The organism is Flavobacterium noncentrifugens, assembly GCF_900100375.1.
Classification (GTDB): Bacteria; Bacteroidota; Bacteroidia; order Flavobacteriales; family Flavobacteriaceae; genus Flavobacterium; species Flavobacterium noncentrifugens.
The window spans coordinates 74,453-76,296 of record NZ_FNEZ01000008.1 but is presented as its reverse complement, the minus strand read 5'-3'; the positions used below and the strand labels follow the sequence as shown (position 1 = coordinate 76,296).

The 1,844-nt window shown below is 44.6% G+C and carries 1 protein-coding gene; it reads right to left on the bottom strand.

The window, feature by feature from the left end; all coding sequences use genetic code 11:
* Nucleotides 1-127: 127 nt before the first annotated feature.
* A partial coding sequence (locus BLS32_RS17580) for a T9SS type B sorting domain-containing protein (RefSeq protein ID WP_217639580.1) occupies nucleotides 128-1,844 on the bottom strand: 1,717 nt, incomplete at its 5' end.

Below are 1,844 nucleotides of genomic sequence, written 5' to 3'. Positions count from 1 at the left end.
CATCCTGCTGCGCATAACTTAACGCTCCTGTAAACATCAAAACGAAAATTAATATTCTTGTTTTCATTAGATTCTTGTTTTTATCCCGGAAGTCCGAAAAATCCCGGGAGTTAGATTTGAGTTAGGTTTATTTTGAAAGGTAGAGGTAGCCTTGTTTATCATAATTTTTACCTACGCTATCGGTATATTTCAAGATGTAGAAATACGTTCCGGCAGGAAGCTCTGATGATTTGCTAAGGGTCGCACGGCCTTCTGAAATACCACGGAATACCCTGGTATTGTTGTCATATTGTCTGGTATCGTAAACCAATACGCCCCAGCGGTTGTAGATCTCGATGCTGTTTGTAGGATAACAAGCTGTCTCCTGAAGGTCTGTGATCACAAAAGTATCGTTTAAACCATCGCCGTTTGGAGAAAAAGCATTGTTGACCACTAAATTTCCACATGGAGAAACCGCACAAAGATTCGAATCCACAGTTACCGCAACCACAAAAGTCTGGGTACAGCTTCCTGAAGAAACCACATACTGGATGTTGTAAACACCATTGGCAAGTCCGAAAGGATTAAACAGCGCAGTAACCGGCGTGTTGTCGCTAAGGCGCGTCCAAACCCCATTTAATGGCGTACCTGTTGGCAGTTTCAACCCAAGGTTCAGGATCAGTTTATCATCACCGTTACAAGCCTCATCTGCAAGGTTTACAGTTTCCCCGGCAGCGTTTATCACAACGGTTGTTGCAGGCGATTCACAACCAAGGCTGTTGATCACAGAAATGCTATAGGTTGCATTCTGGGCTAAATTGTCAAGGGTATAAGTAGTACCCGTACCTGCGATAGTCATGCTTCCCAGGTTCAAGATCCAGTTTCCTGATGGCAATCCTGAAAGGACTACGCTTGCTGTGGTAGTTGTACAAGTTGGCTGTGTTGGTGTTGCTGCGATAGGTGCAGTCGGAGCAGCAGTTGCCGAACTGATCACTACAGCTGTTGATGCAACAGAAGTACAGGTTGCAGTTCCTACTGTAAAGGTATAAGTTCCAGGAGCCAAATCTGCTATCGTAACAGCTGGCGTTGAACCTGTGTAAGTATTGCTAAACGTTCCCGATTGCGTGATCGTCCAGTTGCCTGATGGCAAGCCTGAAAGCACTACGCTTCCCGTTGGAACACTACAAGTAGGGTCGATAGGCGTTGCAGCGGTTGGTGCAGATGGAACAACTGGCTGGCTGTTGATTGTTACATTAATTCCTGGCGATATGCATCCAAGAGAATTTGCAACTGTAAAAGTATAATTTCCTGGAGCCAAACCGTCAACTGTAATGGTTGCGGCGGTTCCGGCAATATTGATACCTTCCGCAGTAATTATCCATGGCGACGTTGGCAATCCAGAAAAAAACACACTTCCTGTTGATTCCGTACACGTGGGGTCAACAATATTACTAGCAATTGGCGCAGTGGGAACAACAGGTGCAACATTAATTGTTACTGATGCTGAAGCTGGCGAAGTACATTCCCCAGAAGTTACTGTAAAAGTATAAGTTCCCGCTGCTAAATCTACAATAGTAAATGTTGGAGTTGAACCCGTATATGTATTGTTTGAACTTCCCGATTGTGTAATCGTATAATTTCCGGTTAGCAAACCAGAAAGAACAACACTTCCGGTTGCAGAAGTACAGGTCGGTTGTGTCGGCTCAGCAGCAATTGGCGCAGTTGGTAAAACAGGCGCAGCATTGATTGTCACCGATGCAGAAGCAGGCGAAGTACATTCTGCAGAAGCCACAGTAAAAGTATAAGTTCCAACTGCCAAATCCACAACTGTAAATGTTGGAGTTGAACCCGTATATGTATTGTTT